Here is a 25100-nt window from a genome sequence, read left to right as displayed (position 1 = left end):
CTCCAAAGTGGGTTGGGGGTGGGAGCATCGGGTGAAGAAATGCCAGGTAGCGGATTTCGTGACCGATGCGGGCAAGGGTGGATCTGAACCGATACGATGGGAGCGCTCCCACATCAGGATTGTCGATTGGGCCCCCGGTATGTCAATCACGGGTTGCAATCGCCTCACGCCGTGGCCCGATCGGGCGGTGAGCCGAGGCCCCTTACTGGCCTTTTGCCACCCTCTGGCGGACGTGGCGCTGTTTCATAACTGAAACTTTCACGTGTAACAGCCTGGCCGTTCACCCCGCCGGGGCCCGTGGTTAGGGCTCTCGGCTGCGGGTAGGCGCTTCCCAACCCTGGAAGGGAGGCAGGCCATGACCATCCAGAAGGAGTCGCTTTCAACGGGCGAACTCGTCCGCCGGCTGTCCGAGGACGTCTCCCGGCTGATCCGCGACGAACTGCGCCTGGCGCGGCTGGAAATGACCCGCAAGGGCAAACGCGCGGGAATGGGCGCGGGCCTGCTCGGCGCCGCGGGTCTCATCGCGTTCTACGGCGGAGGCGCCCTCGTGGCCACGGCGATCCTGGCCCTCGCGCTCGTGCTGCCGGCCTGGGCGAGCGCCCTGGTCATCGGCGCCGCGCTGCTGGCGCTCGCCGGACTGCTCGCCCTGGTGGGCAAGGAGCAGGTGTCCCGCGCGACGCCGCCCACTCCCGACGAGGCGATGCGCAGCCTCAAAGCGGACATCGACGTCATGAAGGAGAGTGCGCGCAGATGACCGAGACCGACCCCAAGGCGGCCCGGCCGAAGGCCGGGACCGTGGGTGTGCACAGACAGGACGTGTCAGAGCCGGTCACCGACCCGGAGTCGCTGAACGCCGTACGGCAGGCGCAGCCCGGCCCCGAGCCCGTCGCCGAGGCCCGGGACACCGAGACCAGGGGCGCGGGCGAGCGGAGGAAGGGCCACGACGAGATCGCCGAGGTCCGTCAGGAGATCGAGCGGACCCGCGACGACCTCGGCGACACGATCGAGGCGCTGGCCGCCAAGGCCGACGTGAAGGCACGGGCGCAGCAGCGCGTGCACGCGACCACCGCGGCCGCGCGGGCCAGGGTGGCCGGTGTCACCGGACGCGTGCGCGAGGTCACGCCGGAGCCGCTGCGCGGAGCCGCGGCCAGGGCCGGCGAGCAGGCCAGGCGTCGTCCCGGCGTCGTCGCCGGGGCCGGAGCCATGGCGACGGCGCTGCTGGTGTTTCGCCGGATCTCCCGGAGCCAGGGCCGTACGACGAGGTCCGGCATGGCGAGGTCCGGCATGGCGAGGTCCGGCATCACGAGGTCCGGTATGGCGGGCATGCCGCGGATGCGCGGCGCGGGCGGAGCCCGCATGGGCAGCGGGATGTTCGGCGGGATGTCCGGCGGGATGTTCGGCGCCTCCCGCAGGACCGGGATGACCGGCGGCGGAACGCGGCCGTTCGGTTCCGGCATGTCCGGCACGAAGAGCAGAGCCGGGGCCACGAGCATGTTCGGCCGCGGTGCGCGCCTGTTCGGTGCCAGGGGCAGGGCAGGCACGAGGGGCCTGTTCGGCGCCAGGGGCAGGGCCGGCGGCATGGGCCCGCTCGGCGGCAAGGGCGTGTTCGGCGGGAAGAGGACGCCCGGGGGTATGAGCATGTTCGGCGGGAAGAGGACGCCCGGGGGCATGAGCATGTTCGGCCGCAGGGGGATGTCCGGCGGGCCGGGCCTGTTCGGCCGGAAGAGCGCGCGCGGCGGAACGGGCGTGCTCGGCATGCTCGGCCGGTCCCGCATGTTCGGCGGCCGGCGGCTGTTCCCGCAGCCTCGTCGCTCGGTCATGCGGAGGTTCGCGCATCGATGACCGGCCCGAGGCGGGCCTGAGCGAGGTGCCCGGGGCGTGGCGCGAAGCGCGCCGGGCGCCCGCGCGCCACCAGGGCTCCCCGGGGGTCGGCGAAGACAGGACGCGAAGGCCCGACGCCGAGCCTTGCTCATGCGGCGCCGGGCCGTTTCTCATGACTGGCCGGCGTTGCGGCGGGCGCGGAGCGCGCGGACTCTTCCCCGGCTCGCGCACGCGGGATTCGGGCACCAGCGCCGGCGTCCGGGCGGGTCGATGAAGACGCCCCTGCAGTCACTTTCGGGGCAGCTCTTCAGGGCCAGCCGGTCGGATCCGGTCATCTGGTCCACCGCCTGGCGGGCGATCCGGGCCAGGGCGTGCGCCGTGGTCGCCGGGGGCTCGCGCCGCAGCCGGTCGTCCGCGCTCAGCCGCACCGGATCGTCATGCTCGCCGAGGAAGGCGGCCAGGCCGGCCACGGCGTCCGCCGGCGGCGGCCGTTCCTCGACCGTGGCCAGCGCGAGCGCACGCAGCGTCTCGCGCAGCGCCCACGCGAGGTGCAGGTCGTCCTGGCCGGGTGGCCGGGCGGGGGACAGCTCGCACCGCTCCAGCCACTCCGCCAGGCGGGCGGGGGTGGCCAGCCGTTCCACCGGCGCCGCGCTGAACGTGCGGCCTTTGGTGGCGAGCAGGTTCAACCAGACCGCGCCGCAGTCGAAGCGGAAGGCGAGCTTGTCCTCGGTGGTCACGAAAACAGGGTAACGCTTCAGCCGTTACGTCCAGTACAGTCCTCCGTGTAACGCACAAAGCGTTACACCTATCAAAGGAGGATCGGGGCATGACGATGAGGCGGCCGTCTGTGGAGGGACTGACGCGGGCCCGGCTGGACCGTGAGGAGGGCTACCGGCTGCTCGGCCTCCTGCAGGACGAGTCCTACCAGCGGTCCCTTCTGCCGGGGCTTGAGGAGATCGTCCCTGGATTCCCCGACTGGCTGGTCACGGCGCTGTTCGGCGGCACCTATCTGCGTGAGGGGCTGTCGCTGCGCGACCGGCAGCTCGTCAACCTCGCCGCCCTCACCGCCGTCGGTGGCGTCGACCCGCAACTGGCCGGCCACGTGAGGACTTCGCTGCGCGTGGGGATGAACCGGCAGGAGATCCTCGAGGTGTTCGTGCATCTGGCCCCCTACATCGGCGTGCCGAGGGCGCTGGCCGGGCTGCGCGTCGCCGTCGCGGCGTTCGCGGACACGGAGACGGACACGGAGACGGACGCGGACGCGGACACTGAGACGGACGCGGAGACGGACGCGGAGACGGACACGGACACGGAGAGGGAAGGGGAAGGCGGCCGATGACGGCGGCCGTCAGGACCGTGCTGGGGGACATCCCGCCCGGGGAGCTGGGGGTCTGCGACGCGCACGATCATCTGTTCCTCGCCTCGCCGGCCCTGCCGGGCCAGGAACTGGACGACGCCGAGGCCGCGCTCGCCGAGCTCGACACCTTCGCCGCGCTCGGCGGCCGTGCGGTGGTGCAGTGGACCCCGTGGGGGCTGGGGCGGCGGGCAGAGGAACTGCCGGGCCTGTCCCGGCGGTCCGGCGTGCACCTCGTCTCCGCCACCGGCCTGCACCAGGCGCGGCACTACGACCCGGAGGAGTTACGCCGGGTCCGCAGCGGACTGGCCGGCCTGTTCGTCCGCGAGCTGACCGCCGGTCCCGTGAAAGCGGGCCTGATCAAGGTCGCCGGCGCCTATCACCGGCTCGACGACCACGCGCGGCACGTCATGGCCGCCGCGGCCGAGGCGCACCACGCCACCGGCGCGCCCATCGGCGTCCACCTGGAGGCCGGAACGGCGGCCATGGACGTGCTCGACCTGCTGTGCCGTACGCACGAGGTGCCCGCGCACCACGTGATCCTCGGGCACCTCCACCGGTTCCCGGACCCGCGCGTCCACCGGGAAGCCGCGGAGGCGGGCGCGTACCTGGCGTTCGACGGTCCGTCGCGGGCGCATCACGCCGCCGACTGGCGTCTGCTGGACTGCCTGGAAGCGCTCGCCGCCGCGGGACACTCCCGCCGGATCCTGCTCGGCGGCGACACGGTCACCGCGGCGGCGAGGTCCGGCGCCGACGGACCGGGCATGCCGTTCCTGCTCGGCGGCCTGCGACCGCGGATCGAGCGGGAGCTCGGGCCCGAGGTCGCAGCGGCGATCTTCGTGGAGAACCCGGCCCGGGCGTTCGCGGTCCACTGGCGGCGGCCGTGACTGCGGGCGGATCCGGAACGACGGAGCATGCGGACGGCGTCGCGGGCCGGGCTCACCCCGCGCGGAGCTGATCCAGAATAGTATTCTGGTGTGACGGTCCATGAAGCCCGCATCGGGCGCTACTACGAGGACTTCGTGGTCGGCGACGTCTACCAGCACCCGCTCGGCCGGACGATCAGCGAGGCCGACAACACCTGGTTCACGCTGCTGACGATGAACACCAACCAGAACCACTTCAACGCGCACTTCGCCGCCCGGGCTCCGGTCGGGAAGATCATCGTGAACTCGGGGCTCTCGGTGGCGATCGTGCTCGGGCTGTCGGTCATCGACGTGAGCCAGACGGCGATGATGAACCTCGGCTGGGACGAGATCCGGCTGACCCATCCGGTCTTCGTGGGCGACACCCTGTACGCCGAGTCGATCGTGGTGGACAAGCGCGAGTCGAGGTCACGGCCGTACGCCGGGATCGTCACCTGCCGCACGCGGGGCCTGAACCAGGACGGCGACGAGGTGATGTCGTGGCGGCGCGCGGTGATGGTCTACAAGCGCGACGCGCCCCACGACAAGGGGTATTTCCCGCGTGCCAAGACCGGCCCGATGGAGGCGTAGTGGACTTCGAGCTGAACGAGGACCAGCGGCTGTTCCGGCGGACGCTGCGGGAGTTGGTGGACAAGGAGATCGTCCCCGTCGCCTCCGAGTGGGAGCGCACCGGGCGCTATCCGGAGGAGATCGTCCGGCGGTTCGCGCAAATGGGGCTGTTCGGCATGACCATCCCGGAGGAGTACGGCGGCCTCGACCTCGACCGGGTGTCGTTCGCCCTCGTCTTCGAGGAGATCGCCCGGGGCTGGATGGGCGTGGCGGGAATCCTCGGCTCCCACTCCCTGTCGACCTGGATGATCGCCGAATACGGCACGGACGAGCAGCGCCGCCACTACCTGCCCGGCCTGGCCGGCGGCGCCCGCCGTACGGGGATCGCGCTGACCGAGCCGGGCGCGGGCACCGACCTGCAGGGCATCGCCACCCGGGCGGTCCGCGACGGCGACCACTACGTCGTCACCGGCACCAAGACCTGGATCACCAACGCGCGGCACGCCGACCCGCTGCCCGTGCTGGTGAAGACCTCGATCGAGACGCCCGCCCATCGGGGGATGTCGGTGCTGCTGGTGGACGCCGCCAGCGAGGGCCTGACCATCAGCCGCGACCTGCCCAAGCTGGGCTACAAGGGCACCGAGACGTGCGAGGTCGTCCTCGACGGCGTACGCGTGCCGGTGTCGCGGCTGCTCGGCGGCGCCGAGGGGCGGGGCATGCAGCAGGTGCTGTCGGCGCTCGAACTCGGCCGTCTCAACATCGCCGCCCGCGCGGTCGGCGTCGCGCAGTGCGCCTACGAGGCGGCCCTCGGCTACGCCCGCGAACGGCACGCGTTCGGGCAGCCGATCGCCGATTTCCAGGCGATCCAGCTCAAGCTGGCCGACATGGCGACCGAGATCCAGGCGGCCAGGCTCATGACGTACTGGGCCGCCGTGCGGTCGGAGGCCGGGCCGGTGCGCAGCGAGGCGGCGATGGCGAAATACTTCGCCTCCGAGGTGGCGCTCAGAGCGACGATGGAGGCGATGCGGATCCACGGCGGCTACGGCTACTCGCAGGAGTTCGTGGTCGAGCGCCTCTATCGGGACGCGCCGCTCATGGCGATCGGGGAGGGCACCAACGACGTGCAGCGGCTGATCATCGCCAGGGCCCTCATCGAGGGCGACGCCACGCTCGGCTGGTGACCGTGGACGGCTGCGTGTTCTGCGAGATCGCGGCGGGCGAGCGGGCCGCCCACATGGTGCTGGACGACGAGGTCGCGGCGGCGTTCCTCGACGTCCGGCCGGTGTTCAAGGGGCACGTGCTCGTCGTGCCGCGCGGCCACGTCGAGACCCTGACGGACCTTCCGGCCGAGGAGATCGGGCCGTTCTTCTCCCGCGTCCAGGCCGTCGCGCGGGCGGTCGAGGCGGGCACGGGCGCGGCCGGCACGTTCGTCGCGATGAACAACCGGATCAGCCAGAGCGTGCCCCACCTGCACGTCCACGTCGTGCCGCGCAACCGCAAGGACGGCCTGCGCGGCTTCTTCTGGCCCCGGGTCAAGTACGACGGCGACGCCGAGATCGAGGACTACGCGGCCCGCATCCGCGCCGCGCTGGACGAATCCCTCCACATGTGAATCTACAACGTAAAGGTGCCCCTTCATGGACTTCCTCCGCACTCCTGACGAACGCTTCGCGGACCTGCCCGACTTCCCGTACGAACCCCGCTATGCCGAGGTGACCGGCGGCGCCCGGATGGCGTACGTCGAGGCGGGCCCGGCGGACGGACCGCCGGTGCTGCTGCTGCACGGGGAGCCGAGCTGGTCGTTCCTCTACCGGCACGTGATGGCCGTGCTGGCCGAGGCGGGCTGCCGGGCCGTAGCCCCCGACCTCATCGGCTTCGGCCGGTCGGACAAGCCGTCCCGCCCGGAGGACCACACGTACGCCCGGCACGTGGAGTGGGTGCGGTCGCTCGCCTTCGACGCGCTCGGCCTGCGCGGCGTGACGCTGGTCGGCCAGGACTGGGGCGGGCTGATCGGGCTGCGGCTCGTCGCCGAGCACCCTGACCGCTTCGCCAGGGTCGTCGCCGCCAACACCGGCCTGCCGACCGGCGACATCCCGATGCCCGAGGTGTGGCACCGCTTCCGGCAGGCCGTCGAGAAGGCACCCGTGCTCGACATCGCCCGGTTCATCCAGTCGGGGTGCGTCACCGAGCTGCCCGAGCCCGTACGGCGGGCCTACGACGCGCCGTTCCCCTCCGAGGAGTTCAAGGCGGGGCCGCGGGCGATGCCGGGCCTGGTGCCGATCACCCCCGACGACCCGGCCGCGCCCGCCAACCGCGCCGCCTGGCAGACCCTCGTCACGCTCGACCTGCCGCTCCTCGTCGCGTTCTCCGACCGCGACCCCATCACCGGGGGGATGGCGCCGATCCTGAAGAAGTCGATGCGCGGCGCGGCCGGGCTCGACCACCCCGTCATCACCGGCGCCGGTCACTTCCTGCAGGAGGACGCGGGCCGCGAGCTGGGCGAGGCCGTCGCCGCCTTCGTCCGCGCGACGGCCGCACGGTAGGCCCGGCGAGAGGCCCGGCGGAAGGCCCGGCGGAAGGCCCGGCGAGAGGCCCGGCGGAAGGCCCGGCGAAGAGGCCCGGAGAGAGACGCGGCTCAGCGGCGGCCGGGGGCGGTCCGGCGCGCGATGGGGACCGTTCGCCGCCGCGCGAGCGGACGGGCGGCGCGCGCCGGGTAGGCTGCGGCGGCGTGGAACCGGTCGTGACAGTGCTCGTCGTCGCCGTGCTCGTGGCCGTGCCGGCGGTCGTGCTGTGGCGGGTCCTGCGCGGGCGGCGCGACCTCGGCAGCAGCCCCGCCGAGCGCGCGACGTTCGAGACGCTGCACACCGCCTCGCTGGCCGCGCCGCCGCTGCGCGCCGGGCTGACCCAGGCGGGGGCGCTCAAGGCGTCGCGGCACCTGCGCGAACTGCTCGGCTCCCCGGCCATCGCCATCACCAACGGCGAGGAGCTGCTCGTCTACGACGGCGTGGGCGACCACCACGCGGCCGAGGCGTTCGAGCACGCCGCCGAGACGCTGAAAGACGGCCGCACGCAGGTGCTCGCGCTCGACTGCCTGCGCCCCGAGTGCCCGATCAGGCACGCCGTGGTCGTCCCGCTCACCACCGACGACCGGGTCGTCGGCTCGCTCGCGGCGTACGGCGACCACGCCTCGGCCGGGCTGGTGCGGGCGGCGCAGGAGGTCGCGCGGTGGGTCGACTCCCAGCTTGAGCTGGCCGAGCTCGACCGGTCCCGCACGATGCTGATGGAGGCCGAGGTCCGGGCGCTGCGGGCGCAGATCTCGCCGCATTTCATCTACAACTCGCTGACCACCATCGCGTCGTTCGTCCGCACCGACCCCGAGCGGGCCAGGGAACTGCTGCTGGAGTTCGCCGACTTCACCCGCTACTCCTTCCGGCGGCACGGCGACTTCACGACCCTGGCGGAGGAACTGCGCTCGATCGACCGCTATCTCACGCTCGAACGGGCCAGGTTCGGCGACCAGCTCCAGGTCACGTTGCGCATCGCGCCCGAGGTGCTGCCGGTGGCAGTGCCGTTCCTGTGCCTGCAACCGCTGGTCGAGAACGCCGTACGGCACGGCCTGGAGGCCAAGCCGGGCGTCGGCCGCATCACGATCGTCGCCGAGGACGCGGGCGCGGAGTGCGTGATCACCGTGGAGGACGACGGCGTCGGCATGGACCCCGACCGGCTGCGCCGGGTGCTCGCCGGGGAGGACCGCTCGGGCGCGGGCGGCATCGGCGTGGCCAACGTGGACGAGCGGCTGCGCCAGGTGTACGGCGACGAGTACGGCCTCGTGGTGGAGACCGGAGAGGGCGCCGGCACCAAGGTCGCCGTACGCGTCCCCAAATATCACCCCGGCGTCCGGACCTGATCCTTCACGCCCTGACCATTCGGAAAGCTATGCGTATCCCTATGATTACTGTTAGCTTTCACGCCGGTCAGGCCGCCCCTCGCCCGGAAATTCCACGCCGATGAGTGTGACGATCACGTTCGGCCGGCAGGGGAGCCGGTGTCCGTGGCCCCGGGACGACACGCGCGACCTGCCGCAAGGATTCCGCTACGAGATCGAGGACGGGAACCTCCTGGTCGAGAACTCCCCCGCACCCGAGCACCAGTACGTCGCCTATCGGCTCATGCGCCTGCTGAATGACGCGGCCGAGGACGCCGGGCTGGATCTGATCACCATCGGGCCGGTCGACGTCGACGTCCCGGGGCCGCTGCCCGGCTACCGCAGTCCTCCCGATCTCGTCACCGTGCCGGGCAAGCTGGCCGAGGGCGGCTATGACCTGCTCAAGGGGCACGACACACTGATCGCCACCGAGATCACCGGCAAGGACGCGGTCACCCGCGACATGATCACCAAGCGGCAGGTCTACGCGAGCATCGGCATCCCGTTCTCCTGGGTGGTCCGCCTCGACCAGCCGGAGCCGCGCGTCATCGTCTTCGAGCTCGTCGCGGGGGAGTACCGCGAGCGTCACGTAATGCGGACGGGCGAGCCGGCGACGCTCGACGAGCCGTTCCGGGTGACGCTCGACCCCGGGGCGCTGCTGCGCCGCCGTCCGGGCTGACCCCCGGGCCGGCGCGATCCCAGCCGTGATGCGGTCGTGATGGGGAGGCGTTGACTTCCACACGTTTCGGTCATCACTCTCTAGGGGATCGGTCGGTGAAAGGGGTGATCGTGAGCGGTCTGCGGGTTCTGGCGGTGGACGACGAGCAGCCCGCGCTGGAGGACGTCGCCTACCTGCTGCGCGCCGACCCCCGCATCGGTGACGTGCTCACCGCCCGCGACGGGGCCGCCGCGCTCCGGCTGCTCGACCGCGCCATCGCGGACGGCAGGCCGATCGACGCGGTCTTCCTCGACATCCGCATGCGCGGCCTCGACGGCGTGGTGCTGGGCCGGCTGCTGACCCAGTTCACCCGCCCACCGAAGATCGTTTTCGTGACGGCGTACGAGGACCACGCCGTGGACGCCTTCGAGCTGAAGGCCGAGGACTACCTGCTCAAGCCCGTACGGCCGGAGCGGCTCGCCGAGGCGATCCGCCGGGTGTGCGGCAGCCGGGGCGAGCCGGGGGAAGGGCCGCAGGCGGACACGATCCCGGTCGAGCTGGGCGGCGTCACCCGGTTCGTGGCGAGCACCGAGGTGCGGTACGTCGAGGCGCAGGGCGACTACGCGCGGCTGCACACGGCGACCGGCAGCCACCTGGTGCGCATCCCGCTGGCCACGCTGGAGGAGCGCTGGGCGTCGGCGGGGTTCCTGCGCGTCCACCGCAGTCACCTCGTCGCGGTCAAGCACATCGACGAGCTGCACATCGACTCGGGCAAGTGCGTGGTGCGGGTGGGGGAGACCGAGATCCCGGTGAGCCGCCGCCACACCCGGGAGCTGCGCGACCTGCTCGTCCGCCGGGCCCGCCGGGGCCAGGCCCAGTGAGCGGGCGGTGAGGGCACGATGAGCGGCAAGCCCCGCAGGGCGGCGGCGTCCGGCACGCGCGGACAGGGCGAGGGCGCGGCGACGGGCGGGAAGCCCCGCAGGGTGGTGGTCACCAGCCCGCGCACGGCGGCGGCGCCCAGGCCACGGCACCCGCTCCCCCGGGAGATCGACGAGCAGACCCGCCTCGGCGAGGTCTACATGGGCTCCCTGGTGCGCACCCAGTTTCGCCTGGCGTTGTTCGTGTGCAGCCTGCTCGCCTGCGTCGTGGGCGGGCTGCCGCTGCTGTTCCTGCTGGCCCCGGAGCTGCGCGCGGCCGAGCTGCTCGGGCTGCCGCTGCCGTGGGTGGTGCTGGCGGGGCTGATCTATCCGGCGCTCGTCGGGGGCGCCTGGCTGTACGTGCGGCAGGCCGAACGCAACGAACGCGACTTCGCCGACCTCGTGGAGCGCCGATGAAGACCGTGTGCCGGCCGCGGGGAGTGCCGACGAGAACGGCGCACCGGTGAACCAGATCGTCGCGGTCGTCCTGGTGATGCTGGCGACCGTGCTCATCGGCGCGTTCGGCATCCGGGTGTCCCGCACCACGTCGGACTTCTACGTCGCCTCCCGCACGGTCTCGCCCCTGTGGAACGCCTCGGCCATCGGCGGGGAGTATCTGTCGGCGGCATCCTTCCTCGGCGTCGCGGGGCTGATCCTCACCTTCGGCGCGGACATGCTGTGGCTGCCGGTCGGCTGGACCGGCGGCTACCTCGTGCTGCTGGTGCTGGTGTCGGCGCCGCTGCGGCGGTCGGGGGCCTACACGCTGCCCGACTTCGCCGAGGCGCGGCTGGAGTCGATGGCGGTGCGGCGGCTGTCGAGCGTGCTCGTCGTGCTGATCGGCTGGCTCTATCTGATGCCGCAGTTCCAGAGCGCCGGGCTGGTCTTCCGTACGATCACGGGGGCGCCGCCGTGGACGGGGAGCCTGCTGGTGGCGGCGGTGGTCGCGACCAACGTGCTGTCGGGCGGCATGCGGTCGATCACGTTCGTCCAGGCGTTCCAATACTGGCTGAAGCTGACCGCGCTCGCGGTGCCGCTGGTCTTCATGCTGATGGCCTGGTGGTCGGACGGACGGCCGGGGCTCGCCCCGGGGGACGAGTGGGTGCTGCCGCTGCACGGCCAGGAGCATCCGGTCTACGAGACGTACTCGCTGATCCTGGCGACGTTCCTCGGGACGATGGGGCTGCCGCACGTGCTCGTCCGCTTCTACACGAACCCGGACGGGATGGCCGCCCGCCGCACCACGCTCGTCGTGCTGACCCTGCTCGGCGCCTTCTATCTGATGCCCGCCGTGTACGGCTACCTCGGCCACGTCTACGGCATGCCGGAGAGCGACACCGTGGTCATCGCCCTGCCGGGCAGGCTGGTCGGCGGGCCGGTGGGCGAGTTCCTGACGGCGCTGGTGACCGCGGGGGCGTTCGCGGCGTTCCTGTCGACGTCGTCGGGGCTGACGGTGTCGGTCGCCGGGGTGATCGCTCAGGACATGCTGCGCGGCGGGGTGCGCGCGTTCCGGGTCGCGACCCTGCTCGCGGTGCTCGTGCCGTTCGCTCTGGCGGGCGTGGCCCGGTCGCTGCCGGTGGCGACCGTGGTGGGGCTGGCGTTCGCCGTGGCCGCCTCGTCGTTCTGCCCGCTGCTGGTGCTCGGCATCTGGTGGCGCAGGCTGACGACGGCGGGGGCGATGGCCGGCCTGCTGGCCGGGGGAGGGCTGGCCTGCACGGCGGTCGTGGTCACGATCATCGGCGGCCCGCACAGCGGCTGGGCGGGGTCGCTGCTGGCGGAGCCGGCGGCCTGGACGGTGCCCGTGTCGTTCACGGTCATGGTGGTGGTGTCGCTGCTGACGCCGTCGCGGGTGCCGCGTGGCGTGGCGCGCACGATGGTCCGCCTGCACACGCCCGAGACGCTGAACGTCGACCGGGGCGACTGGCGGCCGCGTTTCATGTAGCCGGGCGTTTGCGGTCGCGTTTCATGTAACGCATGGGTGACCGCTCAGCGCGTGCAACCGACCATTCGTCGCAGGGATGCGCCATGTGAACGAGCGGGCGCTACGGCTGGGCGACTCGGCGGCTCCCGGGACTCGTCGCCGCGCAGGGCGCGCTCCTACGTTGAAGTGATCCAGATCACTGCCGAAGGAGATCTTGTGACCGTCCAGCACGATCCATCGGTCTATGAACGTATACAGGCGGGTGAGCAGTTCCAGGAGCTGCGCCGCCGCTACCGGTCCTGGGCGTTCCCCATGACCATCGCCTTCCTGGTGTGGTACCTGCTCTACGTGGTGCTGTCGGGCTTCGCCCGGGACTTCATGGGCGCCAAGTTGTTCGGCAACATCAACGTCGCCCTCGTCTTCGGTGTGCTGCAGTTCGTGTCGACGTTCCTGATCGCGTGGGCGTACTCGCGGCACGCGGAGGCCAAGCTCGACCCGATCGCCGACGAGCTGCGCGGCGGGGCCGAGACCCACGACGAGGTCGGGGAGGGCGCGAAGTGAGTCACGAGACGCTGTCCACGATCCTCTTCGTGATCTTCGTTGCCGGCACACTGGCGATCACGTTCTGGGCCAGCCGCCACACCAAGAGCGCGGCGGACTTCTACGCCGGCGGCCGGTCGTTCAGCGGCCTGCAGAACGGCCTGGCGATCGGCGGCGACTACATGTCGGCCGCGTCGTTCCTCGGCATCGCCGGCATCATCGCGCTGTCGGGCTACGACGGCTTCCTCTACTCCATCGGCTTCCTCGTGGCCTGGCTGGTGGCGCTGCTGCTGGTCGCCGAGCTGATGCGCAACTCCGGCAAGTACACGATGGCCGACGTGCTGGCGTTCCGCATGTCCCCGCGCCCGGTCCGTACGGCGGCCGGTGTGTCCACGATCGTCGTGAGCATCTTCTACCTGCTCGCGCAGATGGTCGGCGCGGGCGCGCTCGTCGGCCTGCTGCTCGGTGTCCACTCCGAGGCCGGCAAGATCTGGACGATCATCTTGGTCGGCCTGCTGATGATCATCTATGTCGTGTTCGGCGGCATGAAGGGCACCACCTGGGTGCAGATCGTCAAGGCCGTCATGCTGATGGTCGGCGCCGCGCTGATCACCCTGCTGGTGCTCGGCAAGTTCGGCTTCAACCTGTCCGGCCTGCTCGGCGACGCCGCCAACGCGAGCGGCAAGGGCGACGCCTTCCTCAAGCCCGGTCTCAAGTACGGCACCGAGGCCCAGGGCGTCTGGGGCAAGATCGACCTGATCAGCCTCGGCCTGGCCCTGGTGCTCGGCACCGCCGGCCTGCCGCACGTCCTCATCCGCTTCTACACCGTGCCGACCGCCAGGGACGCCCGCAAGTCGGTCATGTGGGGCATCGGCATCATCGGCGTGTTCTACCTGCTGACGCTGGTGCTCGGCTTCGGCGCCGCGGCCCTGGTGGGCTCGAAGACGATCGCCGAGGCCGACAAGGCCAGCAACACGGCGGCCCCGCTGCTCGCCCAGCAGGTGGGCCAGGACATCTTCGGCGACGTCGGCGGCACGGTGCTGCTGGCGGTCATCGCGGCGGTCGCGTTCGCCACGATCCTCGCGGTCGTCGCGGGCCTGACCCTCGCGTCGTCCTCCAGCTTCGCCCACGACCTTTACGCGCACGTGTTCAAGCGGGGCGGCGCCACCGAGCGCCAGGAGGTCGTGGTCGCCCGGATCGCCGCGTTCGTGATCGGCGCGGTCGCGATCGCGCTGAGCATCTTCGCCCAGTCGCTCAACGTGGCCTTCCTCGTCTCGCTGGCCTTCGCGGTCGCCGCGTCGGGCAACCTTCCGGCGATCCTCTACAGCCTGTTCTGGAAGAGGTTCAACACGGCGGGCGCGGTCTCGGCCATCTACGGCGGCCTCATCTCCGCCGTGGTGCTGGTGATCTTCTCGCCGGTCGTCTCCGGCGCGCCGACGGCGATGTTCCCCGACGCCGACTTCCACGTGCTCCCGCTGTCGAACCCGGGCATCTTCTCGATCCCGATCGGCTTCCTGTGCGGCTACCTCGGCACGATCCTGAGCAAGGAGTACAACGGCTCGAAGTACGCCGAGATCGAGGTCCGCTCGCTCACCGGCCTCGGTGCCGAGAAGGCCACGAGCCACTGACACCGGTTTCCGGCCACACGTCGCCGGCCCCAGGCGCCGCCTCCCACCGCCGCCGAGGGCCGGTGACCCCGGTGCGCCCGGCCGCGGGCGCTGTGCCACTCGGCACGGGGCTCGCGGCCGGGCGTATGCCTGCCCTGTCCCTCGCGTCATGGTGTTGGGGCACCCACTGTGGTTAAGGTTCGGTCCGTGGACAGCCCTCTCCAGACCGCCAAGGCGTGGTCGCGCTCGCGGAGAAGGAAGCAGCCGCCCGACGGCGACGCCCGCACCCGCATCCTCGACGCCGCCGAGGAACTGTTCGCGGGCGGCGGCTACGAGGCCACGCCCACCGCGCGCATCGCCGAGCTCGCCGGCGTGCCCAAGGGCCTGGTCTTCCATTACTTCCCCCGCAAGATCGACGTGCTGATCTCGCTGGTGGACGAGCGCACCGTGGTGATCGAGGAGGAGGTGGAGGCGGTGCCCGGCGACGCGGCCGGCGCGCTGTCGCGGCTCGCCCGCAGGCTGCCGCTGCACGCGTCCCCCGCGATGCGGCGCATCCTGTTCCGGGAGGCCGACACGCACCTGTCCGTACGGGAGCGCCTGGGCCGCCTGAACACCGAGATCATCCGCCGGGCCAGGTTCGCCCTGGAGCTCGCCCTGCCGGGCGGGCGGGGTGACGCGGCCCGCCTGGAGGCCGCCGCCGCGACCTTCGCCGCGGTCCTGCTCTACCAGGAGAGCATCTGCCTGCTCACCGGCCATCACATCGATCCCGACGCGGTCGCCGAACTGATCGCGGGCGCCCTGCGCTGACCGGGGCCGTGACCCCCGAGGTCAGGCGGGCACCATCTCCCCCTGCTCGTTCCCGGGCCGTACGGCGGAGTCTTCAGCGGGGTCTTCAGCGGGGTCTTCAGCGGAGTCTTCGGGGGAGTCGTCGAGCAGGGCCAGCAGCTCGTCCATCGCCTCGCGCAGGTGACCGATCATGCTCCAGACGTCGGGCAACCGGGCCGGGCAGGCGACGACGCCGAAGTCCAGCCGCCCGTCGTACGACGCGCAGGTGATGCTGATCCCCCCGGTGGCGTCGGTGACCACCGACAGCGGGTGGTAGGCGATCATGCGGGCGCCGCACAGATACAACGGCAGGCGGGGCCCCGGCACGTTCGACACGATGAGGTTGACGCCCGCCCCCGCGACCCCCGCGAGGCGGAACACCACCGGCGTGGCCAGCGCCGCGAAGGCATTCGGCACCATGGCGCACACGTCGTCGAGCCAGGTGCGGTGGGAGACGGCGAAGCGCCGCTTGGCGGCGGCCAGGGCCGAGCGCACCGCCGCCAGGCGTTCCGCGGGAGAGGCGACGTCCGTGGCCAGCGGTGTGATCATCGCGGAGATCCGGTTGCCGACCCAAGCGGCGTCCCGGGACGGGTCGCCCGCCGGCCGCCGCGAGCGCAGCGTCACCGGCACGGCGGCCACCAGCGGCCGGGCGGGCAGCGCGTCGTGGGCGAGCAGCCAGCGCCGCAGCGCCGACGCGCACAGCGTCATCACCACGTCGTTCGGGCCCATGCCGAAGGCCCTGGCCACCCTCCTGATCTCCGCCAGCGGCACGGAGCCGAGGGCGACCTCCCGCTCCGCGGAGATCGGGCCGTTGAACGGCGTGCGCGGCGCGACCAGCGGAGGCGTCGCGGGCAGCGGGCGCGCGTCTCCGGCGATCACGCGGGCGGCCTGGGCCAGGCGCCGGGCGTCGGGCAGCGCCGCCACCACCGGGATCGCGTCCAGGTCGGCCGCCGCGCGGGCGAGCGAGCACAGCGTCTCCACCGGCTGGACGATCGACCGGGTGATCGCGCCGGCGAGCATCGCGAGCGTCCCGGGCACCTGCGGCGACACCGGTGCGGGAGGCGCCTCCACCCGGCGCGGCTGCGGCGACGGGTCGAGCAACGCGGTCAGGATCTCCGAGCCCGACACGCCGTCGATCGCGCAGTGGTGCACCTTCGTGTAGAGCGCGCACCGGCCGCCCTCCAGGCCGTGGATGAGGTGCGCCTCCCACAGCGGCCGGCCGCGGTCGAGCCGCCGCGCGTGGACGCCCGCGACATAGGCGGCCAGTTCGCGTTCCCCGCCGGGCGCCGGGAGCGTGGTCTCGTGCACGTGCGCGTCGAGGTCCACGTCGGGGTCGTCCACCCAGTACGGCCGGTCGAGCCCGAAGGGCACGTCGGCCAGCCGCATCCGCAGCGGCGGGGCGAGGTGCAGCCGCTCGCGCAGCAGGGCGATCAGCGCATCCCTGGTCAGAGCGCCGGAGGGCGAGGCCGACGGGTCGAGTATGGCGACGCCCGCCACGTGGGTCGCGGTGGTCGCCGACTCCACGCTCAGGAACTGCGCGTCGAGTGCCGTCAACTGGCGCATCTCGTCATCCTCCCCGCTCACGCCGCCGCCCGGTCCGCCGTGGGGCCGTTCGCCGGCATCCAGGGATTCGCCGAGACCGGAGCCGGGGCCCCTGGCGCAGGATGAGCGCCCGCACGCGCACCGTGACCATCATCGCCGCGGGGTGTTTCCACCGCGTGTCTCCCGCGTACCGCCGGGGGATGTCCAGCCGAATCCCTGACCTGCGGGAGACGGTCGGCCTCGGCGGTCCCGCGCGGCGCGCGGGACCGCCGGGCCGCGTCGAGGGGCCGGAGGCGACCGAGCCGCGGGGGTCAGGCCGTCACGAGGGATCGGAGGCGGGGGACGACGTATTCGCCGACGCGGTACGCCTCCTCCAGGTGAGGCCAGCCGGAGAGGACGAACTCGTCGATGCCCACCGCGGCGTACTCGCGCAGCAGCGCGGCGACTTCGTCGTAGGAGCCGACGAGAGCGGTGCCCGCGCCTTCGCGCACCAGGCCCACACCGGCCCACAGCCCCGGGTGGATCTCCAGGTCGCGCGTGCCGCCGTGGTGGAGCTCGACCATGCGGCGCTGCCCCACCGAGTCGTAGCGGGCGAAGCGCCGCTGCGCCTCGGCGATGCGGGCCGGGTCCATGCCGGCGAGCAGGCGCTCGGCCTCCGCCCAGGCGGCGGACGCGGTGTCGCGGGCGATGACGTGCACGCGCAGGCCGTAGCGCAGTTCGCGGCCCTCCGACGCGGCCAGGCCGCGCAGCCGGTCGATCCGCGCCGCTATGGCCTGCGGTGGTTCGCCCCACATGAGCGCGACGTCGGCGCGGCGGGCGGCGACGCGTTCTGCGGCGGGGGAGGCGCCGCCGAAGTAGACGCCCGGCACCGGAGTGATCGGCTCGGCCAGCCCGCCCGCCTCGACCCGGTAGTGCTCGCCGTGGTGGTCGAAGGGCACGCCGTCCCAGGCCAGACGCAGCACCTGGAGGAACTCGTCGGTTCTCGCGTAGCGGGCGTCGTGGTCGAGGAAGTCGCCGTACGCGCGCTGCTCGACCGGGTCGCCGCCCGTGACGACGTTCACCAGCAGCCGCCCGCCGGAGACCTGCTGGAACGCCTGCGCCTGCTGGGCCAGCAGGGTGGGCAGGGTGTAGCCCGTGCGGAACGCAACCAGCGTCTTGAGCCGCTCGGTGTGCTGGGTCAGCGCGGCGCACACGATCCACGGGTCGGGGCAGCCCGCGCCGACCGGGGTGAGCGCGGCCTCGAATCCGGCCTGCTCCGCGGCTGCGGCCACCTGGCTCAGATAGGCGATGGTGGCGGGACGCGCGGTAGGCCGGAAGCTGTCGGTGGTGGTGATGGCGGAGCGGACGTCGTGCCCGTCGCCGGTCGTCGGCAGGAACCAGTGGAAACGCATCAGTTCACCTCGTCAGCGGACGCGGACCGGCGCACGGCCGCCGAAGACGCCTCGCCGGCCGACGCGGAAAACCAGTAAAACCACCTGATTCAGTGGGAAATGTAATGCTCTTCCGATCGCCCGCGCAAACCCGGCACGCCCGGCCCCGGCGTCCGGCCCCCCGCGTCCGGGCCCCCGCGCCCGGAGCCGGCACCGTACGGCGGGGCCGCCGTGTGGACGGCCCCGCCGAGAGGGCGCGGCTTCAGGCCGGAACGCCGTCCGTCACGGCCCGCGGCCGGACCGGGAAGCGCAGCCCCCGGCGGCCGCGCAGAGTGGGATGGCTGTACTCCCGCTGGAACAGCCCGCGCTCCTGGAGGATCGGCACCACGAGCCTGGCGAAGCTCTCCAGGTCGACGGCGGTGTCGGCCGGCATGACCGTGAAGCCGTCCGCCGCACCCGCCTCGAACCACGCCTGCAGGTCGTCGGCGACCTGCTCGGCCGAGCCCACCAGCAGCCGGTGTCCCGACCCGCCCGCGCTGCGCTGGACCAGCTCGCGGGGCGTGCGCGGACCCTCCGCGAGCAGCGCCCGCGTGGAGGCGCCGAAGCCCGCGGAGAAGGCGTCGCCGGGGATGGAGCCGGGCAGGTCGCCGACGCCGATCGGGTCGTCGGGACCGAACCCGTCCTCGGGCAGGCCCAGGTTGCGCAGCAGCACCCTCGTCAGCCGCTCGATCGGCAGCGTGGCGTACAGTTCGCGCTCCCGGCGCCGGGCCTCCTCCTCGGTCGCCGCGATGAGCACCACCACGCCGAGGGAGACCTTCACGTCGTCGGGGTGGCGGCCGGCCGCGACCGCGCGGCGGCGGATGTCGTCGCGGAACGCGACGGCCCTGGCCCGGGTCTGCGCCACGGTGAACACGACGTCGGCGAAGCGACCGGCCAGGGCGAGCCCGCCCTCGGAGCCGCCCGCCTGGACGACGACCGGACGGCCCTGCGGCCCCGGGCCGACCGGGAGGGGCCCGGCCACCGAGAAGAACTCGTCCACGTGGTCGATCCGGTGGATGCGGGAGGGGTCGGCGTAACGGCCGCTCTGCTTGTCGGCGACGATCGCGTCCGGCTCCCAGCCGTCCCACAGCCGGGTCACCACGTCGAGGAACTCGTGCGCCCGGCGGTAGCGGGTCTCCTTGCCGGGATGCTCGGCCAGGCCGAAGTTCGCCGCCGCGGCGGGCGTGCCGGTGGTGACGACGTTGACGGCCGCGCGGCCCCTCGTCACGTGGTCGAGCGTCTGGAACCGCCGGGCCAGGTTGTACGGCGAGTTGTACGTCGTCGAGCTGGTGGCGATCACCCCGAGGTGCGTGGTGATCGCCGCCAGGTTGCCCAGGAGCACGAGCGGGTCGAGCCCGGTGCCGGGCGCCTCCTCGATCTCGCCGCCCAGCGCGGGGGCGTCGCCGAGGAAGACCGCGTCGATCTTCGCCTCCTCGGCGATCCGCGCCAGCCGCTGGAAGTGGCCGATGTCCAGGTAGGCCAGCGGGTCGGCGTGCGGCAGCCGCCAGGCGTGCCGGAAGTGGCCGGGCGTCATCAGCGACAGGGCGAGATGGAACCCGCTCATCGCGTGCCGCCCGGGACCGTGACGGGCTGCCGCGCGGGACGCCAGCCGAGCAGGGGGGCCAGCTCTCGCGCGGCGGAGGTGAGCAGCCGGAGGTGTTCGCCGGACTCGGGCACGCCGGGGACGAAGTTCACCAGCAGGTCGGTGACCTGACGCAGCGCCGGATCGGCGGCCAGCTCGGCGGCGAGCGCCTCCGGCGGGCCGAGCAGGGCGTGGTCGGCCTCCAGATACTCCTCGACGCCGAGGTTCGCGACGTCCCTGCGGGAGGACAGCCAGCTCTGCCAGCGCCGGACGCCGGGCGTGACCAGGCGTACGGCCTCCGCCCGGTCGGGGTGGGGATAGACGGCCCGCGAGACCTGCACGCGGGGCGCGCGGCCGGGATCGGGCCATGCCTCCTCGTGGGCCTCCTCGTGGGCCGCGCGGTAGGCCGCGATCCACTCGGCCTGCTGCCGCTGCGCCTCGCGCACGGTGCCGCCGCGCCAGGCGGTGGCGCGGGAGAGCTGCAGCCCGTCGCCGGCGCGTCCGGCGGCGGCCGCCGCCGCGTGAGCCAGTTCGGGGTCACCGGTGGTGGCCTGCCACAGCCGCCGCCGCAGCCCGGGCGCGGGCGGGTGGAGCACCTCGCCGAGGCTGTTGAGCGTCGTCCCCTCCAGCACCTCGTGCAGCCGCGCCACGGAGGCGTCGAAGAGCCGGTGCCGGTCGGCCAGGTCCTTCCCGAACGCCTCCCAGGCGCCCGGGAAGGGACCCGAGCCCACACCCAGTTCGAGGCGGCCGCCGCTGAGCTCGTCGAGCGTCGCCGCGTCCTCGGCGGTCTTGAGAGGGTCCTCCAGCGGGAGCACCAGCACACCGGTGCCCAGCCGGATGCGCGTGGTGTGCTCGGCGATCGCGGCGAGCACGACCAGGGGTGCGGAGACGTGCTCGTTGCCCTGGCGGAAGTGCCGCTGGATGACCCATCCCGAGTCGTAGCCCAGTTCCTCGGCGGCCACGAACAGGTCGATCGCCTCCCGGTAGGCCCGGCCCGGCGGCAGGTCGCCGTCGAGGTGCAGCAGGAAGCCCAGGCGGAAGGGCCGGCCGTCCTCGACGCCGGCCCCGATCGTCGTGGTGAGGTCGCTCACGTCAGAGCCTCAGTCCTGTTCCGTGCACGCCGTGCTCGTCGATCAGCGCCAGCTCCTGCTCGGTGAGCGGCGGGAAGCCGAGCGTCTTGACGTTGTGGTCGAGCTGCGCGGTCGAGCTGGCCCCGATGAGCGCCGAGGTCACCTGCGGCTGCCGCAGCACCCACTGCAGCGCGAGCTGCGCGAGCGACTGACCGCGCTCCCTGGCGATGTCGTTGAGCGCGGCGGCCCGCCGCCGGTAGGTGCCGTCGATGACGTCGGGCGACAGGAACGCGCTGTTGCCGGCCCGCGCGTCCGCGGGGATGCCGGAGAGGTACTTGTCCGTGAGCAGCCCCTGGGCCAGCGGCGAGTAGACGACGAGACCGAACCCGTCCTCGGCGGCCAGCTTGAGCAGGCCGTTGAGCTCGGGGCGGCGGTCGAAGATCGAGTAGCGCGGCTGGTGGACCAGCAGCGGCACCCCCGCCCGGCGCAGCAGCTCGGCCGCCTCGTGGGCCCGCTCCGGAGTGTAGTTCGAGATGCCCACGTACAGCGCCTTGCCCTGCTGCACGGCGCTGACGAGGGCGCCGACGGTCTCCTCCAGCGGCGTCGCAGGGTCGGGGCTGTGGCTGTAGAAGATGTCGACGTGGTCGGTCCCCAGGTCGCGCAGGCTGTGCTCCAGCGAAGTGAGCAGCGACTTGCGCGAGCCGCCCTTCAGATAGGGACTGGGGCCGATCGGGTTGCCGGCCTTGGTCGACAGGATCAGCTCGTCCCGGTACGGGGCGAGCTCCCGCCGCAGCAGCGTCCCGAAGAACTTCTGCGCGGCCCGGTGCGGCGGGCCGTACCTGTCGGCGTTGTCGAAATGGGTGATGCCCAGGTCGAAGGCGTGCAGCACGATCTCGCGCTGGGTCTCGTACGGGCGGTCGAGACCGAAGTTCTGCCACAGCCCGAAGGAGATGGCCGGCAGGTCGAGACCGGAGTTCCCGGCACGCCGGTATTCCACCTTCTCGTAGCGGTCCTCGGCCGCCGCGTAGGTCGTGTCGTAAGCGCCGTAGCTCAAGTCGATGCCCTTTCTCAGTGGTCGGTGCCGTGCGCGCGGGCGCGGCGGAGCGCGGACGGCTGCAGAGACGGGGTGTCGCTGCCGGTGTCGCGCTCGACGAAGTGGGTGCCCGGGGCGACGATCTCGTCGATCCGGTCGAGGACGTCGTCGCTCAGCTCGACGGTGGCCGCCTTGAGGTAGGCGTCCAGGTGCTCGATCGTGCGCGGGCCGATGATCACACTGCTCACCGCCGGATGGTTGAGCGCGAACGCCAGGGCCAGGTCGACCAGGGTGAGGCCGCTGTCCTCGGCGAGCCGGGCCAGCGCGTCGGCGGCGGCGAGCTTGCGCCGGTTGCGTTCGAGGGTGACGTCGAACCGGCCGGGGATGAGGTCGGCGCGCGCCGACTCGGGCTGCTCGCCGCCGACGCGGTACCTGCCCGACAGCCAGCCCGCGGCCAGCGGGCCGTACGTCAGGACGCCGAGGCCGTACTTGCGCGCGACGGGGAACACCTCGCGCTCCGCGCCGCGGACGAGCAGCGAGTATGGCGACTGCTCGGTGTGCGGGGCGACGAGCCCGTGCCGGTCGGCCAGCCACTGCGCCTCGACGAGCTGGTGGGCGGGGAAGACCGAGGTGCCGTAGTAGAGGATCTTGCCCTGGCGGACCAGGTCGTCGAGCGTGCGCAGCGTCTCCAGCAGGTCGGTGCGCGGGTCCGGCCGGTGCGCCTGGTAGAGGTCGATGTGGTCGGTGCCGAGCCGGCGCAGGCTGTCCTCGACCGCGCGGACGATCCAGCGGCGCGAGTTGCCCGCGTGCCGGGGGTCGTCCCCGATCTGCCCGTGGAACTTGGTGGCGAGGAAGACCTCGTCGCGGCGGCCCTTGATGGCCTTGCCGACGATCTCCTCCGACACGCCCTGGGCGTAGACGTCGGCGGTGTCGACGGATGTGACGCCGGCGTCGAGGGCGGCCCGGATGATCTTGATGCTCTCGCCCTCCTCCTGCCACCGGCCGAAGTTCATCGTGCCGAGCGTGAGCGGGCTGACCAGGACGCCGGTGCGTCCGAGCGTCCGGTTGGCCTTGTCGGTCATGGTGTCCTCTCGATGTTCAGAAGAGCCCGCTCGTCGGCGGTTCCTCTCCGGTCAGGTGGTAGGCGCCCGCCACGGCCGCCTTCCACTGGCGGGGGTTGTGGTTGGCGACCGTGCGGGCGTTGCGCCAGTGCCGGTCGAATCCGAGGTCGCGGTTGGTGATCGAGCCGCCCGCGACGTCGAAGAGCAGTTCCGCGGCCCGCAGGGCGGCCTCGATGGCGATCACACCGGTCTGCGCCACGGTGACCGCGGCCTCCGCGCCCGCCGCCCGCGCCCGGGAACCGGTCAGGCCGCGCACCCCGTGCACGACCTCGGCCGCCAACAGCACCGCGGAGCGGGCAGCCTGGGCCCGGGCGGCGATCTCGCCGACGGTCTGGCGCACGTAGGGGTCGTCGACGCTCCTGGCCGCCGTGCTGTGTTTGATGGGCCGGGCCTTCTCCCGGACGAACCAGACCGCGTCGTCGAGCGCCGCGGCGGCGATGCCCGCCTCGACCGCGGCCAGGTAGAGCTGCGCGAACGCGCCCAGCCACGGGTTGTCGAGCAGGCTGTTGTCGCGGATCACGACCTCGTCCTCATGCGCCCGCACGTTCACCAGGCGGGTGGTGCCGCTCGCGGTCAGCCGCTGGCCGACCGCGTCGAAGTCGTCGAGCCGCTCCACGCCCTCGCGATCCACCGGAACGGTGAAGCCCAGCACGGTCCCGGACTCGTCCTTGGCCAGGCCGGAGAACCACGAGGCGTACAGGCCGCCCGTCGAGTAGTACTTCTCGCCGTTGATGACGTATCCGCCGCCGTCACGCCGGATGGTGGTGTTGACCGACCCGCTGGCGCCGCCGGTGCGCTCGTTGGAGGTGCCGGCGAACAGGTCGCCGTCGCGCAGCCGCCGCAGGGTCGTCTCCCGGCCGGGCAGGTCCGGCCGGCTCGCCACCTGGTTGGCGGTGAGGAAGCTGCTGCGCAGCGCCTGGGCCACATTGGAGTCGGCGCGGGCGATGGCGATGACCAGGTCGGCCACGTCGCGCACCGACCCGCCCGCGCCGCCGTCCTCCTTCGCGACGCCGATCAGCGTGATCCGCTCGCGGGCGAGCGCCCGCACGTCGTCGAACGCGTACTGGCGGGTGAGCTCGCGCTCGCGCGCGCCCGCGCTCAGGCGCCGCAGGATCGGGGAGACGGCGGCGCGGATGCCGTCCACGGTGTATCCGCTGCCCGCGTGGTCCGCGGCGGCGTGGTCCGTGCCCGCGTGGTCCGCGGCGGTGTGGTCCGCGGCGGTGTGGTCCGCGGCGAGCGGCCGGGGGGTCACGCCGCCACCGCCGCGGGCTCGGGCAGGCCCAGCGCGGCCCGCAGCGTGAGCGGGCGCGGAGAGGCGGGCGCATCAGCGGGGTCGGTCAGCCGAGGCGTCAGCGCCCGGACCGCGGTGACCACCGCGTCGGCGCTTCCGGTGGGCACCAGCTCGAAGCCGTCCAGCCGGTGCTCGCCGGCCCAGTCGCGCAGCTCGCCGGCGAGGGCGGCCGCCGTCGCGGCGCCGCCGGGGCCGAGGTCGTCCCCGGCGATCTCGACGCGGCCGAGCAGCGCCACCTCCTGCCTGGAACGGCCGGCTCGCCGCAGCGCCTCCGTCAGCGCGGCGTCCGCACCGGCGGCCCGCTTCCGGCCCACCACGACGACGTCCGCGGACCGCGCGACCGCCGTCACGTCCAGGACGTCCAGGTCGCCGAGGTCGGCGACGACGACGGGGCGTCCCTGCACGGACGAGGGACCGTCCAGCGGGCCCGCGACGCGGTAGAAGGCACCCTCGTGGCCGATGGGCCGGACGAGGGCGTCGTCGACGACGACGCCCGCCTGCTGGTCGCCGATCAGGGCCGCGCGCGGGAACGACTCCCACAGCCGGGTCAGCACGTGGGCGTACTCGGCCCACCGCGCGGCGGGGCCGGCGGCGCGGGGTGCGGGGGCCGTGGCCCGGCTGACCTCGTCGCCGCCGCCCGCGCGCAGCGCGACACCGGCCAGGCCGCCGGTCGCCCGGTCGAGGGAGAGCACACGGCGCGCGGTGTTGTACGGCGCGTTGTGCGTCGTCGGCACCTCGGCGATGTAGCCGAGACCGTCGTGGAGACCGGCGAGATACGCCGCCACCACGGTCGGATCGAGGGCGTGGCCCGCGGCCACCTCGTCGAGCAGACGTATCGCCGCGATCCCGGCCTCTCGCGCGGCCGCCGCGACGGCGACCGCGCCGGTGAGCGGCACCGGCACCGGCCCCCGCGCCGGTCCTGCGGCCGGCGGGGCGGCCGGTTCACCGACCGCGAGGGCGAGCTGGATGACTGGACTCATGACAAGACCGCCTTCGGTTGTGGGACGGGACG

Annotated in this window: 25 protein-coding genes; 16 read left to right on the top strand and 9 right to left on the bottom strand. The window is 72.9% G+C overall.

Features of this window, described 5'->3' with window-relative positions; all coding sequences use genetic code 11:
- Positions 1–355: 355 nt before the first annotated feature.
- Positions 356–754: a phage holin family protein gene (locus tag FLV34_RS22950; protein ID WP_142645316.1), complete on the top strand. Its 399-nt coding sequence runs from the start codon at positions 356–358 to the stop codon at positions 752–754.
- Positions 751–1842: a DUF3618 domain-containing protein gene (locus tag FLV34_RS22945; RefSeq protein WP_147944014.1), complete on the top strand. Its 1092-nt coding sequence runs from the start codon at positions 751–753 to the stop codon at positions 1840–1842. The genes FLV34_RS22950 and FLV34_RS22945 overlap by 4 nt, the downstream gene beginning before the upstream one ends.
- 149 nt (positions 1843–1991) lie before the next feature.
- Here FLV34_RS22945 and FLV34_RS22940 read toward each other — a convergent pair whose 3' ends face one another.
- Positions 1992–2558, bottom strand: coding sequence for an ABATE domain-containing protein (locus tag FLV34_RS22940; RefSeq protein ID WP_142645314.1), 567 nt, complete (start codon positions 2556–2558; stop codon positions 1992–1994).
- Between the two features lie 89 nt (positions 2559–2647).
- Here FLV34_RS22940 and FLV34_RS22935 point away from each other — a divergent pair, with 89 nt between their 5' ends.
- The 14 genes from FLV34_RS22935 to FLV34_RS22870 all read left to right on the top strand — a co-directional run bounded on the left by FLV34_RS22935 (position 2648) and on the right by FLV34_RS22870 (position 15022).
- Positions 2648–3160, top strand: a complete 513-nt coding sequence (locus FLV34_RS22935) for a carboxymuconolactone decarboxylase family protein (protein ID WP_222709590.1) — start codon at positions 2648–2650, stop codon at positions 3158–3160.
- Positions 3157–4062: a phosphotriesterase gene (locus tag FLV34_RS22930; RefSeq protein ID WP_147944013.1), complete on the top strand. Its 906-nt coding sequence runs from the start codon at positions 3157–3159 to the stop codon at positions 4060–4062. Before FLV34_RS22935 ends, FLV34_RS22930 begins: the two co-directional genes overlap by 4 nt.
- Positions 4063–4152: 90 nt before the next feature.
- The gene (locus tag FLV34_RS22925; RefSeq protein WP_142645312.1) at positions 4153–4671 is read left to right on the top strand and encodes a MaoC family dehydratase; all 519 of its coding nucleotides are present in this window, start codon (positions 4153–4155) and stop codon (positions 4669–4671) included.
- The gene (locus FLV34_RS22920) at positions 4671–5831 is read left to right on the top strand and encodes an acyl-CoA dehydrogenase family protein (RefSeq protein WP_142645311.1); all 1161 of its coding nucleotides are present in this window, start codon (positions 4671–4673) and stop codon (positions 5829–5831) included. The genes FLV34_RS22925 and FLV34_RS22920 overlap by 1 nt, the downstream gene beginning before the upstream one ends.
- On the top strand, positions 5828–6262 hold the full coding sequence (locus FLV34_RS22915) for an HIT family protein (RefSeq protein WP_312845714.1): 435 nt from the start codon (positions 5828–5830) through the stop codon (positions 6260–6262). Before FLV34_RS22920 ends, FLV34_RS22915 begins: the two co-directional genes overlap by 4 nt.
- Before the next feature lie 25 nt (positions 6263–6287).
- Positions 6288–7193 carry a haloalkane dehalogenase gene (locus FLV34_RS22910; RefSeq protein WP_147944012.1) on the top strand — a complete coding sequence of 302 codons (906 nt, stop codon included), beginning with the start codon at positions 6288–6290 and terminating at the stop codon, positions 7191–7193.
- Positions 7194–7378: 185 nt separating this feature from the next.
- Positions 7379–8557: a sensor histidine kinase gene (locus tag FLV34_RS22905; RefSeq protein WP_142645309.1), complete on the top strand. Its 1179-nt coding sequence runs from the start codon at positions 7379–7381 to the stop codon at positions 8555–8557.
- 100 nt (positions 8558–8657) lie between these two features.
- Positions 8658–9254 (top strand): Uma2 family endonuclease, encoded by a 597-nt coding sequence (locus FLV34_RS22900; RefSeq protein WP_147944011.1) that lies wholly within the window; start codon positions 8658–8660, stop codon positions 9252–9254.
- Between the two features lie 110 nt (positions 9255–9364).
- A complete protein-coding gene (locus tag FLV34_RS22895; RefSeq protein ID WP_142645307.1) occupies positions 9365–10114 on the top strand; it encodes a LytTR family DNA-binding domain-containing protein in 750 nt (249 codons plus the stop codon).
- An 18-nt stretch (positions 10115–10132) separates the two neighbouring features.
- Entirely contained in the window at positions 10133–10567 is a 435-nt protein-coding gene (locus tag FLV34_RS22890) for a hypothetical protein (protein WP_261985866.1), read from the top strand.
- 7 nt (positions 10568–10574) lie between these two features.
- Entirely contained in the window at positions 10575–12089 is a 1515-nt protein-coding gene (locus FLV34_RS22885; protein WP_312845713.1) for a cation acetate symporter, read from the top strand.
- Between the two features lie 195 nt (positions 12090–12284).
- Positions 12285–12629, top strand: coding sequence for a DUF485 domain-containing protein (locus tag FLV34_RS22880; protein ID WP_185948907.1), 345 nt, complete (start codon positions 12285–12287; stop codon positions 12627–12629).
- A complete protein-coding gene (locus FLV34_RS22875; protein ID WP_147944010.1) occupies positions 12626–14236 on the top strand; it encodes a cation acetate symporter in 1611 nt (536 codons plus the stop codon). The genes FLV34_RS22880 and FLV34_RS22875 overlap by 4 nt, the downstream gene beginning before the upstream one ends.
- A 186-nt stretch (positions 14237–14422) precedes the next feature.
- Positions 14423–15022 carry a TetR/AcrR family transcriptional regulator gene (locus FLV34_RS22870; RefSeq protein ID WP_142645304.1) on the top strand — a complete coding sequence of 200 codons (600 nt, stop codon included), beginning with the start codon at positions 14423–14425 and terminating at the stop codon, positions 15020–15022.
- 21 nt (positions 15023–15043) lie between these two features.
- Here the strand turns inward: FLV34_RS22870 and FLV34_RS22865 are convergent, their stop codons facing one another.
- From FLV34_RS22865 to FLV34_RS22830, 8 genes are all read right to left on the bottom strand, one after another.
- Positions 15044–16603 carry a wax ester/triacylglycerol synthase family O-acyltransferase gene (locus tag FLV34_RS22865; protein WP_147944009.1) on the bottom strand — a complete coding sequence of 520 codons (1560 nt, stop codon included), beginning with the start codon at positions 16601–16603 and terminating at the stop codon, positions 15044–15046.
- 290 nt (positions 16604–16893) lie between these two features.
- Entirely contained in the window at positions 16894–17973 is a 1080-nt protein-coding gene (locus FLV34_RS22860) for an LLM class flavin-dependent oxidoreductase (RefSeq protein WP_147944008.1), read from the bottom strand.
- A gap of 241 nt (positions 17974–18214) precedes the next feature.
- Positions 18215–19555, bottom strand: a complete 1341-nt coding sequence (locus FLV34_RS22855; RefSeq protein ID WP_147944007.1) for an NtaA/DmoA family FMN-dependent monooxygenase — start codon at positions 19553–19555, stop codon at positions 18215–18217.
- Positions 19552–20664: an LLM class flavin-dependent oxidoreductase gene (locus FLV34_RS22850; protein ID WP_142645300.1), complete on the bottom strand. Its 1113-nt coding sequence runs from the start codon at positions 20662–20664 to the stop codon at positions 19552–19554. The genes FLV34_RS22855 and FLV34_RS22850 overlap by 4 nt, the downstream gene beginning before the upstream one ends.
- Before the next feature lies 1 nt (position 20665).
- Positions 20666–21697, bottom strand: coding sequence for an aldo/keto reductase (locus FLV34_RS22845; RefSeq protein WP_147944006.1), 1032 nt, complete (start codon positions 21695–21697; stop codon positions 20666–20668).
- A gap of 14 nt (positions 21698–21711) precedes the next feature.
- The gene (locus tag FLV34_RS22840; protein WP_147944005.1) at positions 21712–22758 is read right to left on the bottom strand and encodes an aldo/keto reductase; all 1047 of its coding nucleotides are present in this window, start codon (positions 22756–22758) and stop codon (positions 21712–21714) included.
- 16 nt (positions 22759–22774) lie between these two features.
- On the bottom strand, positions 22775–24049 hold the full coding sequence (locus FLV34_RS22835; RefSeq protein ID WP_222709589.1) for an acyl-CoA dehydrogenase family protein: 1275 nt from the start codon (positions 24047–24049) through the stop codon (positions 22775–22777).
- A complete protein-coding gene (locus FLV34_RS22830) occupies positions 24046–25068 on the bottom strand; it encodes an LLM class flavin-dependent oxidoreductase (protein WP_142645297.1) in 1023 nt (340 codons plus the stop codon). The genes FLV34_RS22835 and FLV34_RS22830 overlap by 4 nt, the downstream gene beginning before the upstream one ends.
- Positions 25069–25100 lie beyond the last annotated feature (32 nt).

It is taken from the genome of Microbispora sp. CSR-4, assembly GCF_008033685.1.
In the GTDB taxonomy this organism is placed as follows: Bacteria; Actinomycetota; Actinomycetes; order Streptosporangiales; family Streptosporangiaceae; genus Microbispora.
The sequence above is the reverse complement of the archived record's forward strand: the minus strand, read 5'-3'. Positions and strand labels throughout refer to the sequence as shown.